Genomic DNA, 16,823 nt, shown 5'->3' on the forward strand with positions numbered 1-16,823 from the left:
CGTCCGCACCCCCCATCCGCTACTCGTCTCTACGAGACTGTGTGCAAATACAGTATTTCTTGTCCGTCAACAACGTTCTAACTAACGAAAGAATGTGTTCCTACCAGTCCTCCTTCACCGACATCACGGCGGAACGCCCGGCGGCGCTGCGCGCGCTGAACGCCGCGGTGGCGATGCCGGCGGCGAACACCGCCGCGGCCAGCGCCGCCAGCCGCGCCGTCGGCACGACGAGTTCCATCGTCCAGTGAAAGCTCTGCGGGTTGACGACGAAGACCAGCACCGCGCTGACCGCCAGCCCCAGCGCCAGCCCGACGACGACACCGGCGGCCAGCCAGGCGGCGCCTTCACCGGCGACGATGGCGATCACCTGGCCGCGTGTCAGCCCCAGGTGCGCCAGCAGGCCGAACTCCTTGCGCCGCGCCAGCACCTGCGCCGACAGGCTGGCGGCGATGCCGACCAGGCCGATGCCGATCGCCACCGCCTGCAGGTAGTAGGTGACGGCGAAGCTGCGGTCGAAGATGCGCAGCGACATCACGCGCAGCTCGCCGGTGGCGGCGAACTCCAGCATCGCCGGGTCGGGCAGCAGCGCGCGCAGCCGCGTCTGCACCGCGGCGATCTCGGCGCCGGGCGCCAGCCACAGCGCCAGGTCGTTGACGCGTTCGTCGCCGGTCAGGCGGCGGTAGTCGGCGGCGTCCATCACGAGGCTGCCGAATTGGCGCGAGTAGTCGCGCCAGACGCCGAGCACGTGCACCGTCGTGCCGCCGGCCAGCGGCAGCTCCAGCGTGCCGCCGACCCGGGCGCCGTAGAGGTCGACCATCGCCTCGCTGACCCAGACGCCGGTCTCGCCCGGCCGCGGCGGCAGCGCCGGGCCGACCAGCGGCAGCTCGCCGGCCGCGTCGGCCACCGGCCGCGCCATCAGCGTCACCGCCGGCCGGCCCTCGGCCATCTGCAGCGCGCGGTGGCGGGTCGCCGACACTCGCGCGACACCGGGCGCCGAGGCCGCGGCAGCGAGGAAGTCCGGCGGCAGCCAGGCCTGGTCGGTGGTGCCGCCGGTGGCGGCGCTGCGCGCGTACAGGTCGGCCGGCAGCATCGAGTCCAGCCACTGCGAGACGCCGTCGCGGAAGCTGGCGACCATCACCGTCAGCGCCACCGACAGCGCCAGGCTGGCGACGACGCCCGACACCGCCGCCGTCGCGGTGGCACGCTGGAACCGCGCCCGCTGCAAGGCCAGCAGCGCCAGCGCCGAACGCGGTGTGGCGATCCCCCCGAGCAGCGCGTGCACGACCGCCGGCACCAGCGCGACACCGCCGAACAGCAGCGCCGCGACGGCGACGTAGGCCGCCAGCGGCAGCCCGGCGATCGGCGGCGCGAAAGCCAGTGCCACGCCGGCGGCCAGCAGCAGCAGGCCGGGCAGGGCGGGCGGCGCCGGCTGGTGCGGCGCGCCCAGGCCCTTGAGCGCCATCGCCGGCGCCAGGCGTTCGGCCTGTTTCGCCGGCCACCAGCCGCCGATCAGTGCCGACACCGTGCCCAGCGCCAGGAAGGCCAGCGCGCCGCCGATGCCGAAACGCACCGTCGGCGCGATGCCGGGGAAGTAACCGCCGCCCAGGTCGCCCGACATCCAGCGCAGCGCCAGCACCGCCATGCCGGCGCCCATCACCAGCCCGGCCGCGCTGCCGGCGGCACCCAGCACTGCGCATTCGGCCAGCACCAGGCCGCGGCGCTCGCCGGCGGTGAGCCCGAGCACGCCCAACAGCGCGAAGCTCGGCGTGCGCTGCGCCACCGACAGCGAGACGACCGAGAACACGAGGAAGGCGCCGACGAACAGCGCCACCAGCGCCAGCACCGTCAGGTTGACGCGGTAGGCGCGCGACAGGTTGGAGATGCGCTGCTCGGCTTCGCCCGGCGCGACGGCCTCGACACCGGCCGGCAGCGCCAGCCGCGCGACCAGCGCCGCGCGGTCCGTGCCCGGTGCCAGCCGCAGGTCGATGCGCGTCAGCCGGCCGTCGTAGCCGAAACGCGTCTGCGCCGCGGCGACGTCCATCACCGCCATCGCCAGGCCGCCGGCGGCGACGCTGCCGGCGACCTCGAAGCGCTGCCACGCGGTGCCCGACTGCAGCGCCAGCACCGCGCCGTCGGCGGCGCCGGTCTGCTGGCGCGCCGCGCTGTTGAGGAAGACCAGCGACGGGTCGAGCCCGGCCATCGGGCGGCTGTCGTCGGCCGGGCGCGGCAGCAGCGTCGCGGCCACCGGCGCGATGCGCAGCACGTCCAGGCCGACGATGCGCAGCGCGACACGCCGGCCGTCGGCGGCGGTGGCGTAGGTCTCGAACTCGACCACCGGGCTGGCGAGCTCGACCGCGGCGTCGGTCGCGACACGGTCGAACAGCGCATCGTCGAAGCCTTCGCGCTGGCCACGGATCGTCAGGTCGGGCTCGCCGTTGGCGGCGCGCACCGCGGCCGAGAACTCCGACAGCGCGGAGGTGTTGATCAGATGCACCGAGTACGCCAGCGCGACACCCAGCGCCACCGCCAGCAGCGCGACGCCGTGGCGCCAGGGGTGGTGGCGCCACTCGCGCCACAGCAGGCTGGCCAGCAGGTGGCGGTTCATCGCGCCACGATGCCGTGCGCGGTGAGGCGCAGCACGCGGTCGGCGCGCGCCGCGGCGGCTTCGGAGTGCGTCACCAGCAGGCAGGCAGCGCCGGCTTCGTGCACCTGGGCGAGCAGCACGCCGAGCACCCGTTCGGCGGTCTCGGGGTCGAGGTTGCCGGTCGGCTCGTCGGCCAGGATCAGCCCGGGCGCATGCACCACGGCGCGTGCGATCGCCACCCGCTGCAGTTGCCCGCCCGAAAGCTGTGCCGGGTAGCGCGCGCCCAGGCCGCCGAGGCCGACGGCGTCGAGCAGCGCGGCGACGCGGCGCTCGTCGGGGCGGTTCAGCAGCAGCAGCGGCAGCGCGACGTTCTCGGCCACCGTCAGGTGCGGCAGCACGTGGAAGGCCTGGAAGACGAACCCGAGGCGGGCGCGGCGCAGCCGGGCGCGGCCGGCTTCGTCCAGCGTCGCCAGATCCTGGCCGGCGACGGTGATGCGGCCGGCGTCGGCGCCGTCCAGCCCGGCGATGCAGTTCAGCAGCGTCGACTTGCCGACGCCCGACTCGCCGAGCAGCGCGACGAACTCGCCGGCGCCCAGTTCGAGCGTGACATCGTGGAAGACACGGGTCTCCCCGTAGGACTTGGACAGACCCTCGAGCATCAGCATGGGCGGCGATGATGCCCGAGGGCCGCCGCGCCGCGCGCGCCTGGGGTCAGCCGGCGGCCGTCTCCAGTGCGGCGAGTGCCTGCGCCGACGCGTCGGGCGCGTCGCAGGGCACGACGATGCGTTCGGGCATCGAACGCAGCCAGGTGATCTGGCGCTTGGCGAGCTGGCGTGTCGCGGCGATGCCGCGTTCACGCAGCGGCGCCAGGTCGCCGGCGTCCAGCGCCTCCCAGGCCTGGCGGTAGCCGACGCAGCGCATCGACGGCAGGCCCGGGTGCAGGTCGCCGCGGGCGCGCAAGTGCCGCACCTCGTCGACGAAGCCGGCCGCCAGCATGGCGTCGAAACGCTGCGCGATGCGCTCGTGCAGCCAGGCGCGCGAGGCCGGCTCCAGCGACACCAGCGGCCAGGCCGCGGCGGCGGGCTTCTCGCTGCGGGCGCCTTGCTGCCAGGCCGAGATCGGCCGGCCGCTGCCGAGATAGACCTCGAGCGCGCGCTGGATGCGCTGGGCGTCGTTCGGTGCCAGCCGGGCGGCCGTCACCGGGTCGACACGCGCGAGTTCGGCGTGCAGCGCCGGCCAGCCTTCGGCGGCGGCGCGGGCGTCGAGCTCGGCGCGGATCGCCGGGTCGGTCTCGGGCATCGCGTCCAGGCCGTCGCGCAGGGCCTTGAAGTACAGCATCGTGCCGCCGACCAAAAGCGGCAGCCGGCCGCGCGCGGTGATCTCGTCGACTAGGCGGTTGGCGTCGGCGACGAAACGTGCCGCCGAATAACTGTCGGCCGGGTCGACGATGTCGATCAGGTGGTGCGGCGCGGCGGCGCGTTCGGCGGCGCTGGGTTTGGCGGTGCCGATGTCCAGGCCGCGGTAGACCAGCGCCGAGTCGACGCTGACGATCTCCACCGGCCGGCGCGCGGCCAGCGCCAGCGCCGCGGCGGTCTTGCCGCTGGCGGTGGGGCCGGCGAGGCAGACGGCGTGCACGTTCATCGGTGCGGCACCTCCGGCAGCCGCCGCACCAGCGTCCAGGCGACCAGCGTGGTGGCGGCAGCCCAGAAGGCGACGGTCAGCGCGTACGGCCGCACGTCGGCGCCCAGCACCACGCCCAGCCACTGGCCGATGCAGAAGGCGGTGAACGCGAGCACGAAGCCGGCCAGCGCCGAGGCCGCGCCGGCGCTGCGCGGGAACGGCCCGACGGCGCCGGCCTGGCCGCAGGGCTGGTGGATGCCGTGGCCGAAGCAGAACAGCCACTGCGGCAGCAGGTAGGCCCAGACGCTCTCGACACCGGCCAGCGCCGCGGCCGCGGTGCCCAGGCCACCGGCCAGCGTGAACAGCGCCGCCCGGCGCACCGAGCGCGACAGGCCGTGGTGCAGGATCCAGCGCCGGCAGACCACCGTGCCGCCCAGGTAGGCCAGCGAGCCGGTGGCCATCGCCAGCCCGTAGTGGCCGGCTCCGAGCCCGAAGCGGTCCATGTAGACGAAGGACGAGCCGGCGAGGATCGTGAACAGCCCGCCGTAGGTGCAGGACGTCAGCAGCGCCCAGGCGACGAAGACCCGGTGGCGCGCGATGCCAGCCCAGGCCGCCAGCAGCGGGCCGGGTGCGGTGGCCTGCGGGTTCTTCTGGACGATCGTCTCGGGCAGGCGCAGCACGACGAAGGCCAGCGTCGCCGCACCGGCCAGGCCGACGACGGCCAGCGTCGCGCGCCAGCCGGCCGCACCGGCGACCCAGCCGCCCAGCGTCGGCGAGGCGATCGCGATCAGCCCCAGGCCCGACAGCGCCAGCGCCATCACGCGCGCGCCTTCGTGCGGCTCGTAGAGGTCGCGCAGCATGGCCCGCGCGACGACCACCGCTGCGGCCAGCGCCACGCCCTGCAGCGCGCGCCACGCGACCAGCGTGCCGACGTCGGCGGCGAGTGCCGCGCCGGCGCTGGCCGCGGTGTACAGCGCCAGCCCGGCGAGCAGCACCGGCCGCCGGCCGACGCGGTCGGCCACCGGCCCCCAGACGAGCTGGGCGACACCGAAGGCCAGGATCAGCGCCGCCATCGTCAGCTGCACCGCGCTCATCGGCGCGGCGAGCTCGCGCGCCAGCAGCGGCAGCGCCGGCAGCATGACGTCGGTGGACACCGGCTGCAGCCCCAGCAGCAGCGCCAGCGCGACCGCCGCCAGCGCGTGCGAGACCGGCGCCCGGGCCGCCGGCACGGACGCGGCAGCGTTCATCGCGTGGCGCAGGCCATCAGATGAAGCGCTCGTTCTCGCCGAGGTAGCGCCACTGGCCCGGCGGCAGCTGGCCCAGCGAGACGCTGCCGATGCGCACGCGCTTCAGGCCGACGACCTTCAGCCCGACCAGCTCGCACATGCGGCGGATCTGGCGCTTGCGGCCTTCGCGCAGCACGAAACGCAGCTGGTCCTCGTTCTGCCAGCTCACGCGCGCGGGGCGCAGCGGCCGGCCGTCGAGCTCCAGGCCGTGGCGCAGGCGTTCCAGGTCGGCGTCGGGCAGGCGGCCGGGTTTCGTGTACTGCACCCGCACCAGGTATTCCTTCTCGACCTTGGTCTCGTCGCCGATCAGCGTCTTGGCGATGCGCCCGTCCTGGGTCAGCACGAGCAGGCCGGTGGAATCGATGTCCAGCCGCCCGGCCGGCGCCAGGCCGCGCAGCTGGCCGGGGTGGAAGGCCAGGCGCGTCGGGTCGTCCTTCCAGCGGTTGGCCGGGATGACCAGCGTCGCCGCCGGCTTGTAGCCGTCTTCGGCCTGGCCGCTGACGAAGCCCATCGGCTTGTGCAGCAGCACCGTGACGCGGCGTGCCTGCTCGTTGCGCGCGCGCGGGTCGATCTCGATGCGGCAGTCGGCGGCGGCACGCTGGCCCAGCACGGCCATCTTGCCGTCGACCTTGACCCAGCCGGCCTCGATCCAGGCATCGGCCTCGCGGCGCGAGGCCAGGCCCCGTTCGGTGATCAGCTTGGAGACGCGCACGCCCTCGGCGGCGCCGGAAATCGGCTCGGACATGCCCGGATTGGACCACGGCCGGCCGCCGCCGTGCCCGCCGCGCCCCGGGCAAGCACCGAGGCCCGGCCCCTACGCGGCAGCCGGCGCATGGGCTAGGCTGGGGCACTCACGGCTGTCGGGAGCTCGATGATGAAACCGGTTTCCGAAGTGCTGCACCGCCGCCAGGGCACGCTCTGGCATGTGCATCCCGACGACAGCGTCTTCGCCGCGCTGGAGCTGCTGGCTGCGCACGAGATCGGCGCGCTGCTGGTGATGGACGGCGGGCGCCTGGTCGGCGTCGTCTCCGAGCGCGACTACACGCGCAAGGTGGCGCTGCAGGGCCGCAACTCGCGCGAGACGCGGGTCGCCGAGATCATGACGCGCGACGTGGTGCGCGTGCCGCCCGCGGCGCCGATGCACGAGTGCATGGCGCTGATGAGCGAACACCGCGTCCGCCACCTGCCGGTGGTCGACGGCAGCACGGTGCTGGGCATGATCTCGATGCGTGACCTGCTCGACGAGCTGATCGCCGAGCAGGAGCGCACGATCGCCGAGCTGGAGCACTACATCCAGTCCTGAGCGCAGGCGGCCTGGCGGGGCCCGGCTCGTGCCGCCCCGCCACAGCCGCCGTCCGGCGGTTCGTCGCCCGCGGCGGCGGTTTCGTCGCAACGCGGATGCCCCCTTGACGGCGGCGGTGCATGCTCGCCGGTGTCCCAACCTGAGGAATCGCCTGCATGACCAAGCCTCTTCTCGCCCCGCTGGCCGCGGCCGCGTTCGTGCTGCCCTTCGTCGCCGCGCCCGCCGCGGCGCAGTCCGCCGCCGTGGCGCCGGCCGCCGCGCGTGCCGTGCCGCCCGAGCTGCCGCTGCGCGACTTCTTCCGCAGCCCGGCGCGTTCGGGCTACAACCTGAGCGACGGTGGCCGCTGGGTCTCGTTCCTGCAGCCGGCCGCCGGCGAGGCCGGCGCCGCGCCGCGCCGCAACGTCTTCGTGCAGAAGCTCGTCAACGGCCGCGCCGTCGGCGAGCCGCGCCAGCTCACGCGCGAGACCGCGCGCGACATCCGCATGTACGCGTGGAAGGGCGACGACACCGTGCTCTTCATGAAGGACTTCGGCGGTGACGAGAACTTCCACGTCGTGGCCGCGGACGCCGCCACCGGCAAGGTGCGCGACCTGACGCCCTGGGAGGGCGTGCGCGCCGAACTCGTCGACGGCCTGCCCGAGGACCCGCAGCACATCCTCGTGGCCCACAACCGCCGCGACCGCAAGGTCTTCGACGTCGTGCGCCTGAACGTGCGCAGCGGCGCCGAGGCCGTCGTCGCGACCAACCCCGGCAACATCGTCAACTGGGTCACCGACCACCGCGGCCGCATCCGCGTGGCGATCGCCAGCGACGGCGTCAACAACACCGTGCTCTACCGCGACGGCGACAGCGGCGAGTTCAAGCCGCTGCTGACCACCGACTTCCGCACCGGCGTGCAGCCGCTGTTCTTCGACGGCGACAACCGCCTGTTCTACGCCGTCAGCAACCGCGGCCGCGACAAGAGCGCGCTGGTGCTGATCGACCCGGCCAAACCCGACGCCGAGCAGGTGGTCTACGCCCACCCCGAGGTCGACGTCGAGGGCGCGCACTGGTCGCGCGTGCAGAAGAAGCTGCTGTGGGCCAGCTACGAGACCGACAAACACGGCAAGCACTTCTTCGACCCGGCGATGCAGGCCGCGTTCGAGAAGCTGCAGCAGCGCTTCCCCGGCGAGCAGGTCGACCTGTCGGCCTGGACGCTGGACGAAACGCGCTACATCGTCGTCAACTGGAGCGACCGCACGCTGGGCGCGCGCCACCTGTACGACGTGCGCAGCGGCCAGGTGACCAAGCTCGCCGATGCCGCGCCGTGGATCAAGCCCGAGCAGATGGCCGAGATGAAGCCGGTGCGCTACACGGCGCGCGACGGGCTGTCGATCCCCGGCTACCTGACGCTGCCGGCCGGCCGCGAGCCGAAGAACCTGGCCTGCGTCGTCAACCCGCACGGCGGCCCCTGGGCGCGCGACAGCTGGGGCTTCAACCCCGAGGTGCAGTTCCTCGCCAACCGCGGCTACTGCGTGCTGCAGATGAACTTCCGCGGCTCCACCGGCTACGGCCGCCAGTTCTGGGAGGCGAGCTTCGGCCAGTGGGGGCTGAAGATGCAGGACGACATCAGCGACGGCGTGAAGTGGCTGGTCGAGCAGGGCATCGCCGACCCGAAGCGCATCGGCCTGTACGGCGGCAGCTACGGCGGCTATGCGACGCTGGCCGGCGTGGCCTTCACGCCCGACCTGTACGCCGCGGCGGTCGACTACGTCGGCGTCAGCAACCTGTTCACGTTCATGAAGACCATCCCGCCGTACTGGGAGCCGTGGCGCCAGCAGATGTACGCGATGGTCGGCAACCCGGACGATCCGAAGGACAGGGAGCGCCTGACCGCGACCTCGCCGGTGTTCCACGTCGAGCGCATCAAGACGCCGCTGCTCGTCGCCCAGGGCGCACGCGACCCGCGCGTCAACAAGGCCGAGAGCGACCAGATCGTCGAGGCGCTGAAGAAGCGCGGCGTCGAGGTCGAGTACCTCGTCAAGGACAACGAGGGCCACGGCTTCGCCAACGAGGAGAACAAGTTCGAGTTCTACGGGGCGATGGAGAGGTTCTTCGGCAAGCACCTGAAGTGATCTGAGCGACAGCGCCGCGTGCTGCCGCACGCGGCGCATGCCCTCCTGCGCGAGGGCAGCGGGCGGCCGCGGCCGGGAGGCCGGCGGCTATTTCCGGCCGCGCGGCTTGCGCGCGGCGCCCCTGGCGGGCCGGCTCCCCGCGCCGGCCCTCTGTTCCCGTTCCTGCCTCGGCCATTCGTGCCGTGGCCTCCAGATCCTCGAGCAACCTGTGCCCGCAGCGCGGCCTGCGGCGCGCCAACGGCGTTGTGCTTCGTTTTGTGTCTAGAATGCGAATCATTCGTATTCAAATGCAGAGACGGCGCTGAGTCGGCGTCGTTCGCGGTTTCATTGGTTCCTGCCCTGTCAGGCGTCCCTCGCCTGCAGCCCCATCGCGCTGCGGCTGAGCCGCCTGCCCCGAGCGCCAGCGCCTCGCCGGCGCGTTCGTGTGCGGCAGTCCTGCCATCGCCCTCCGCTGTCGTGTCCGCGCGGCCATGCCGCCGCGGGCCGGCGTGTCGGGGCGGTCCCGCTTGCATGACCGCTGTGCCGGCGGAACCGGCACGTTCCCGTAGACGACTTCAACAACTCGAGGAAATGAGATGAACAGACTCCAGAAGGCCCGTCAGCCGGCCCAGCGGGTGGTGGCGCGCGCGGTCTTCGCCGCGCTGTCGGCGATGACGATGACCGCTGCGGCCAGCGCCAAGGACGGGGCCCCGGCCGCGGTCGACACGGTCCGCCAGTACCGGATCGAACCCGGGCCGCTGGCCGCCGCGCTCGAGCAGTTCAAGGCGCTCAGCGGCATCGTGATCGAAGCGCCGGCAGCGCTGACCGAGGGCCGCCGCTCGCCCGGGCTGAGCGGCGAGTACGGTGCCGAGATGGCGCTGAGCCGTCTGCTGCAGGGCACGGGGCTGTCCGCAGGGCGCGCTGCCGATGGACGGTGGACGCTGCACGCGGGCGCCGCGCCGCGCCAGGCCGGCAGCCTGCCGGCGATCACCGTCGTCGGCACCAGCCTGGAGACCGACGCCAGGATCTACCCGGGTTCGGTTGCGGTGATTGGCCGCGAGGCGCTCGAGCAGCACGGCACGGTCATCTCGGCGATGAGCGAACTGCCGGGCGTCACCACCGGCGGCGACAGCGGCCGCATGACGGGCGAACAGTTCAACATTCGCGGCTTCGGCTACCAGTCCGAGGACCGCGTCATCGTGCTGCAGGACGGGGTCCGGCGTTCGGTGTCGCTGTACTCGAACCACATCTCCAGCTTCCGTTCCGACAACGACCTGCTCAAGCAGGTCGAGGTGGTCAAGGGCGCATCGTCGGTCCAGAACGGCGGCGGCGCGATCGGCGGCGTCGTCGCGATGACGACCAAGGACGCCAAGGACTTCGTGCCGACCGGCGAGCACGCCGGCTTTGCCGTCAAGACACGCTACGAGTCGAACGACTACCGCGAGGGCTACGTGGCGGCGGCCTACGCGCCGGATGACAAGCCGTACGAGCTCCTGGCCTACGCCAAGAAGGGCCGGGCCGGCGACATGAAGATGTCGCGCCAGTTCAGCGTCGACGCCAACGGCAAGGGCATCGACACCGTCGACAACGACGAAGACCTTCGTGTGCTGTACCTGCAAGGGGCGATCCGGCCGGCCGCCGGTCACAGGCTCTCGCTGTCGCACTACGACTACAAGCTGGACAACGAGACCACCTGGCAGACGCTCTACCACACCAACTACTCGACGACGACGGGGCCGGTGATCGGCGAGCTGCAGCAGCGCGACACCGTCGCCAAGTACCGCTACATCGACCCGACGCGGGCCTGGCTGAACGTCACCGGCACCGTCTATCACTCGCGCTCCAGCTACGACCGCGGCTACACCTACGTCGACATCCGTAACGGCGCCACGAACGCCCTGGACTACGAGAACGCCGACAAGCGCTACGGCCTGCGCCTGAGCAACGAGGCCCACTTCGAGACCGGCTCGGTTCTGCACCGTCTTGTCGCCGGCGTGGACTACGAAAAGCGCAAGGAAGACGCGACCTACCTGCTCAACGGCGTCTACAGCGACTTCGGCTCGCTGCCCAACACCTACAAGGACTCCGGCGCCTACGGCCACCTGGAATCGACCTTCTGGGACGGCAGGCTGGTGACCCAGCTCAGTGGCCGCTACGACCGCTTCGACCGCCGTGTCGACGCCAACGAAGGCAGCTATGACGGCGATCACTTCTCGCCGCGCCTGGGTGCCAGCCTGCGTGTCGTGCCGGGCCTGCAGCTCCTGGCCAACTGGTCCGAGGCCTTCCGCGCGCCGACACCGCACGAGACCTCGTCCGAAGGTCCGCTGAACCCGCACTACTGGTACCTGCCCAATCCCAACCTGAAGCCCGAGACCATCCGCGAGTACGAGCTGGGCTTCTCGTACGAGAAGAAGGGCGTGTTCGCCGCGGCCGACAGCTTCGAGACCAAGCTGATGTATTTCGACGGCCGCATCCAGGACATGATCGCGCTGGCGCTGGTGCGCCCGGACGAGACCTCCCCCGAGGGCTCGCCCTATGGCATGTACCGCAACGTCGACCGCGTGAAGCGCCATGGTGTTGAATGGCAGGCCAGCTACGAGCACGCGCTCGGGGGCATTTCGCTGGCCTATTCGACGCTGAGCCAGAAGAACGAGGCCAACGACCAGGACACGCCGCAGGCCTTTGCCGACAAGCTGAACATCGGTGCCTTCTTCAACGCCACCCCGGGCCTGCGTCTGGGCGGCAGCGTCACCCACTGGTTCAAGCCGTCGCCGAACCCCGCCTCCTTGGTCAGCGGCGGCAAGACCTACTGGTACGTGCGTGACGACTACACCGTGGCCAACGTCTACGCGCGCTGGCGCCCCAACGCCCAGGGCAGCGGCTTCTTCGGCCGCGACCTGAGCGTGCGGGTCGGTGTCAACAACGTGTTCGACGCCTCCTACCTGAATGCACGCGACGTCGAGACGACGACCCGCGTGGGCAAGGGCCGCAACGTCTTCGCGACGCTGGAAACGCGCTTCTGACCGAAGGCACGGGACGTCCGGTCGCCGCCGCGCCCGGACGACCCTTTTCCCGGGGGGGCGACGCTCCCCGGGCTTTTTCCTGCCCGAGCGCCCGGATGCCGGGTGCGACGTCGGCGGCCAAGCCCCGGCGTTCGGGTCGGTTCCCGATGGCGCGGACAATCTCCCCGCGGCGCGGTCACGCGCCGCAGGTATGCTCGCCGGCACGGGCACCGGGTGGCATGTGAGAACGCAAGAAGAACTGACGGGAATGAGGACGCGCTGATGGCCACCTGGGGCATGGGCCTGCGCGCCAAGTCGATCCTCGCCCTCGTGGCGGCCTGCCTGCTGGCGCTGCTGCCGGCCGGGCTGCTGGGCTGGCAGCTCGTCGAGGGCGTGCGCGACCACTTCGGCGAGGCGTTCGCACGCAACTACACGCAGTTGAAGCGCGAGCAGATCCTGGGGCTGCTCAACCGGGAGCTGGCGCTGGCGCGCCGCCTGGCGAGCTCTCAGCTCACGCGCCAGTGGCTGCTCGACGAGACCGACCCGGCGAAGAAGACGCTGGCGCTGCGCGAGGCCGAGGCCTTCCGCCTGGACCTGCGCGACCACGCCTACTTCATCGCCAGCGGGCTCAGCGGCCATTTCTACTTCAACGACCCGAGCAAGCCCTTCAGCGCCGAGCCGCGCTACACGCTGGACCCGGCCAAGGAGGACGACTCCTGGTTCTACGCCACGCTGCGCCGGCCCGAGGACTACAACATCAACGTCAACGTCGACGTGCCGCTGCAGGTCACGATGGTCTGGTTCAACGTCGCGATCCGCGACCGCGCGCGCACGCTGGGCGTGGCCGGCGCGGCGCTGGACCTGCGGCAGTTCCTCGCCGAGTTCATCAACACCGCCGAGGCCGGCGTCACGCCGATCATCCTGTCGGGCAGCGGCGCCATCCAGGCGCACCGCGACACGCGGCTGATCTCGACCAACCAGGCCGGCAGCACCGCGCGCGCCGAGCAGACGCTGGCCGGCCAGCTGCCCGAGGGCGAACGTGCCGCGCTGGCCGCCGCGATGGACGCCGCCGTCGCGCGTCCGGGCCAGGTGTCCACGCTGTGGGCGACGCTGGACGGGCGCCGCCAGCTGCTCGCGCTGTCCTACGTGCCCGAGCTCAAGTGGCACGTCGTCACCGCGGTCGACCTGGACGCGGCGCGTGTCATCGACGGCGACTGGCTGAACACCGCCGCGGCGGTGGCCGCCGGCACGCTGGCGCTGCTGCTGGCGGCCTTCGTGCTGGCGGTCAACCGGCTCGTCATCCGGCCGCTGCGCCGGCTGCACAAGTCGGCCACCGCGATCTCGCACGGCAACTTCCAGGTCAGCGTGCCGGCCGACGGCCACGACGAGATCGCCGACCTCGGCCGCGCCTTCGCGACGATGGCCGAGAAGCTGCGCGCCTACACCGGCAACCTGGAGGCCGAGGTCCGCCAGCGCACCGAGGCGCTGGAGGCCGCCAACCGCGACATGCGCGCGGCGCACCAGAAGATCAGCGACTCGATCGACTACGCCAGCCTGATCCAGCGCGCCATCCTGCCGGCGCGCCAGCTCACGCAGCAGCTCGGCGAGCACCACTTCGTGCTCTGGCGCCCGCGCGACGTCGTCGGCGGCGACTTCTACGTCTTCCGCAGCGAGGGCCCGCGCTATCTGGTGGGCGTCGTCGACTGCGCCGGCCACGGCGTGCCCGGCGCGCTGATGACGATGCTGGCGCGTGCGGCGCTGGACCACGCGATGAACCAGACCGGCATCGCCTCGCCGGCCCGGGTGCTGCGCCACACCGACGCGGCGATGCGTGCGATGCTCCAGGACTGCCCGCTGCCGCGCGCCATTGCCACCAACATGGACGCCGGCCTGGTCTTCGTCGACCTGGAGAACCGCCGCATGGTCTATGCCGGAGCCAAGATCCCGCTGTACTGGAGCGATGGCGAGAGCGTCTCCAGCGTGCCGGGCGGGCGCCGCGCGATCGGCGACCGCCGCCAGGGCGAGTACGACGACGTCGAGGTGCCGCTGCTGCCCGGCACCACCTACACGCTGGTCACCGACGGCTACCTCGACCAGGCCGGCGGCGACCACGGCTTCGGCTTCGGCAATGCGCGTTTCGCGCAGCTGCTGCGCGAGGTCGCCGGCCGGCCGCTGCGCGAGCAGGCCGAGGCCCTGGAGCAGGCGCTGGCCGCCTACCAGGGCCCGCACGCCCAGCGCGACGACATCACCCTCCTGTCCTTCCGTTTCGATTGAGCCGCATCCCCATGGAATCCATCGACCTGTTCGGCCTCAGAGAGCACTTCAACCGCAGCCGCATCCTGCTGTGCTTCAACGGCCCGATCTCGCGCAGCTTGATCGAGGAGATCGGCAACGCGCTGAAGAACTACCTGCAGGCCGACCAGGCGCACCCGTCGTCGGCGATGGACGTGTTCGCGGTCTACATCGAGCTGACGCAGAACATCCGCCACTACGCCGCCAGCCGCCAGTACGACGAACTGGCGGGGGCGGCCACCGTCGTCGTCGCGCGCGACGAGAATGGCGGTTACGCCGTGCAGGCCGGCAACCTGGTCGAGCAGGCCGACGGCGAGGCGCTGCTCGAGCGCGTGACGGCGCTGGCGGCGATGGACAAGGCCCAGCTGAAGGCCGCGTACAAGGAACAGCTGCGCCGGCCGCGTGCGGCCGACGCGGTGTCCGGCGCCGGCCTCGGGCTGATCGACGTCGCGCGCAAGTCGGCGGCGCCGCTGGCGGCGTCGCTGTCGCCGGCCGGCGACGGCAAGGCATTCTTCAGCCTGCGGGCGGTGATCTGAAGCAGACGAGACGACGATGAAAGAGCTGCACATCCAGGGGGGCAACTCGACCCCCGAAATCCAGGGCGACTGGGAGCGGGGCGTCCTGGCGATGCGCGGGGACTCCTATCCCGAGAATTCCTTCGAGTTCTTCGGCGAGGTGATCCAGTGGCTCGAGGACTATCTCGGCCAGGACGGCCGGCCGCTGCAGCTGGAGCTGCGCCTGGTCTACATGAACACCAGCTCGGTCAAGGCGATGATGGACATCTTCGACCTGTGCGAGGACGCCTTCGGCAAGGGCCGCGAGGTGCGCGTGAGCTGGTACTACGACCCGCGCAACGACCGCGTCTTCGACCTCGCCGAGGAGTTCCGGGAGGACTGCAGCTTCCCCTTCGAGATCCTGGCCGATGGCGGCGCCTAAGTCCCTGCCGGACGACGTCGTCCTGGTCTCGCGCATCGAGGCCCTGCTGGCCGACCCGGCGCTCGAGCACGACCCGCTGCGCGAGCCGCTGGCGCAGCTGCTGGGCCATTTCCAGACCCAGCGCGAACGGCTGGAGCGCCTGGTGCGCATCTCCGACAGCTACCACCACGTCGCGCGCGAGCAGCGCCTGAGCCTGGTCGAGCAGTACGACAAGCAGGTGCGCCGGCTGGAGAAGCTGGTGCGCATCTCCGACCGCTACCAGAACAGCCTGCGCGACCTGAGCCTGGCGCTGCGCGACGCCGCGATGCGCGACCCGCTGACCGGCCTGGGCAACCGGCGCTTCCTGATGGAGCGGCTGCGCGAGGAAGGCGAGCGCACCCAGCGCCTGGGCCGCGGCTTCGCCGTGGCCATCATGGATGTCGACCACTTCAAGGCGGTCAACGATGCGCACGGCCACGAGACCGGCGACAGCGTGCTGCAGGTCATCGCCCAGGCGGTGGAGTCGGGCGTGCGCCGCTACGACCACTGCGGGCGCTGGGGCGGCGAGGAGTTCCTGATGCTGCTGCCCGAGACGCCGCTGGAGGCGGCGCGCGCCATCGTCGAGCGCATCCGCCAGGCGATCGCCGACATCGACCACGTCGGCGAGGTGCGCGTCTCGCTGACGGCCAGCTTCGGGCTGGCCGAGCACCGTGACGGCGAGGACTTCTCGGCCACCATCAACCGTGCCGACCAGGCGCTCTACGCGGCCAAGGCCGCCGGGCGCAACCGCGTCGAAAGCGCCTGATCCAGCGCCGGGCGGCGCCGGCTGCGCCGCAGACGCTGCGGTACAGTGAGGTTCAGTTCGCAGGCTGCGTCGTGGCCGGCCGCTGCGGCCCACCGAGGCATTCCCTCCATGTCGGTTTCCTTTTCCACGATCAGACCCGGCTTGAGGCTGGCCGACCAGGTCGCCAGCGCGCTCGAGGCCGAGATCCGCTCCGGCGGCCTGGCCGCGGGCCAGAAGCTGCCGACCGAGCAGGCGCTGGTGCAGCAGTTCGGCGTCAGCCGCACCGTCGTGCGCGAGGCCGTGCAGCGGCTGAAGTCGCGTGGCCTCGTCGATTCGCGCCAGGGCAGCGGTGTCTACGTGCTGGCCGCCGGCTGCGAGCCGCTGAGCTTCGACCCGACCGAAGCGGCGTCGCGCGAGGCGGTGCTGCAGATCATCGAGCTGCGCCGCGCGCTCGAGGCCGAGGTCGCCGAACTCGCCGCGCAGCGGCGCACGCCGGCGCAGGCTCGGGCGATCCGCGTGGCGCTGCAGGCCATCGCCGACGCGGTGGCGAGCGGCGGCGACGGCGCCGTCGAGGACGTGCGTTTCCACCGCGCGATCGGCGAGGCCGCCGGCAACCCGTTCCTGATCCGCACGCTGGACTACCTTGCCCAGTTCCTGCAAGGCGTGACGCGCGTGACACGTGCCAACGAATCGCGCCACCGCGAGTTCGCCGAGCAGGTCAAGCAGGAGCACGAGGCGGTCGTGCAGGCCATCGAAGCCGGCGACGCGCCGGCGGCACGCCACGCCGCCGCGCAGCACATGAACAACGCGATGCTGCGACTGCAGCACGCCGATGCCAGCTTCTGGCGGCAGGACGGCGCGCGCCTGGCAGCGGCGCTGGTGCCGACGACGATGCCGGCCTGAGCCGCGCGCCGCGGCGCCGGTGGCCGCCTCGAACGCCGTCC

The 16,823-nt window shown here is 72.1% G+C and carries 13 protein-coding genes; 8 read left to right on the forward strand and 5 right to left on the reverse strand.

Annotated features, from left to right (window positions below; translation table 11 throughout):
- Positions 1–100: 100 nt before the first annotated feature.
- From LOC65_RS04085 to LOC65_RS04105, 5 genes are read right to left on the reverse strand one after another with little or no spacing between them, the layout of a single operon-like run.
- Positions 101–2,605 (reverse strand): FtsX-like permease family protein, encoded by a 2,505-nt coding sequence (locus LOC65_RS04085; RefSeq protein WP_230246734.1) that lies wholly within the window; start codon positions 2,603–2,605, stop codon positions 101–103.
- Complete coding sequence (locus LOC65_RS04090; RefSeq protein WP_230246735.1) at positions 2,602–3,249, reverse strand: ABC transporter ATP-binding protein; 648 nt, start codon at positions 3,247–3,249, stop codon at positions 2,602–2,604. Before LOC65_RS04090 ends, LOC65_RS04085 begins: the two co-directional genes overlap by 4 nt.
- Before the next feature lie 46 nt (positions 3,250–3,295).
- Entirely contained in the window at positions 3,296–4,225 is a 930-nt protein-coding gene (miaA, locus tag LOC65_RS04095) for a tRNA (adenosine(37)-N6)-dimethylallyltransferase MiaA (RefSeq protein ID WP_230246736.1), read from the reverse strand.
- Complete coding sequence (locus LOC65_RS04100; protein ID WP_230246737.1) at positions 4,222–5,451, reverse strand: Bcr/CflA family efflux MFS transporter; 1,230 nt, start codon at positions 5,449–5,451, stop codon at positions 4,222–4,224. The genes miaA and LOC65_RS04100 overlap by 4 nt, the downstream gene beginning before the upstream one ends.
- 16 nt (positions 5,452–5,467) lie before the next feature.
- The gene (locus LOC65_RS04105) at positions 5,468–6,235 is read right to left on the reverse strand and encodes a pseudouridine synthase (RefSeq protein ID WP_009858051.1); all 768 of its coding nucleotides are present in this window, start codon (positions 6,233–6,235) and stop codon (positions 5,468–5,470) included.
- A gap of 129 nt (positions 6,236–6,364) precedes the next feature.
- On the opposite strand from LOC65_RS04105, the gene LOC65_RS04110 reads away from it, so the two are divergent.
- From LOC65_RS04110 to LOC65_RS04145, 8 genes are all read left to right on the forward strand, one after another.
- Positions 6,365–6,793, forward strand: a complete 429-nt coding sequence (locus LOC65_RS04110; RefSeq protein ID WP_230246738.1) for a CBS domain-containing protein — start codon at positions 6,365–6,367, stop codon at positions 6,791–6,793.
- Positions 6,794–6,948: 155 nt separating this feature from the next.
- Positions 6,949–8,907 (forward strand): S9 family peptidase, encoded by a 1,959-nt coding sequence (locus LOC65_RS04115; protein ID WP_230246739.1) that lies wholly within the window; start codon positions 6,949–6,951, stop codon positions 8,905–8,907.
- 575 nt (positions 8,908–9,482) lie between these two features.
- Entirely contained in the window at positions 9,483–11,909 is a 2,427-nt protein-coding gene (locus LOC65_RS04120) for a TonB-dependent receptor (RefSeq protein WP_230246740.1), read from the forward strand.
- A 261-nt stretch (positions 11,910–12,170) separates the two neighbouring features.
- The gene (gene siaA / locus LOC65_RS04125) at positions 12,171–14,162 is read left to right on the forward strand and encodes a biofilm regulation protein phosphatase SiaA (protein ID WP_009858047.1); all 1,992 of its coding nucleotides are present in this window, start codon (positions 12,171–12,173) and stop codon (positions 14,160–14,162) included.
- A gap of 11 nt (positions 14,163–14,173) precedes the next feature.
- Positions 14,174–14,716 (forward strand): biofilm regulation protein kinase SiaB, encoded by a 543-nt coding sequence (gene siaB / locus LOC65_RS04130; protein ID WP_009858046.1) that lies wholly within the window; start codon positions 14,174–14,176, stop codon positions 14,714–14,716.
- Between the two features lie 16 nt (positions 14,717–14,732).
- Positions 14,733–15,116 carry a biofilm regulation phosphoprotein SiaC gene (siaC, locus tag LOC65_RS04135; protein ID WP_009858045.1) on the forward strand — a complete coding sequence of 128 codons (384 nt, stop codon included), beginning with the start codon at positions 14,733–14,735 and terminating at the stop codon, positions 15,114–15,116.
- Complete coding sequence (gene siaD / locus LOC65_RS04140; RefSeq protein ID WP_009858044.1) at positions 15,103–15,900, forward strand: biofilm regulation diguanylate cyclase SiaD; 798 nt, start codon at positions 15,103–15,105, stop codon at positions 15,898–15,900. The genes siaC and siaD overlap by 14 nt, the downstream gene beginning before the upstream one ends.
- A 108-nt stretch (positions 15,901–16,008) precedes the next feature.
- On the forward strand, positions 16,009–16,782 hold the full coding sequence (locus LOC65_RS04145; RefSeq protein WP_230246741.1) for a FadR/GntR family transcriptional regulator: 774 nt from the start codon (positions 16,009–16,011) through the stop codon (positions 16,780–16,782).
- The last annotated feature ends 41 nt before the right edge of the window (positions 16,783–16,823 follow it).

The organism is Rubrivivax sp. JA1055 (assembly GCF_020966565.1).
GTDB lineage: Bacteria > Pseudomonadota > Gammaproteobacteria > Burkholderiales > Burkholderiaceae_C > Rubrivivax > Rubrivivax benzoatilyticus.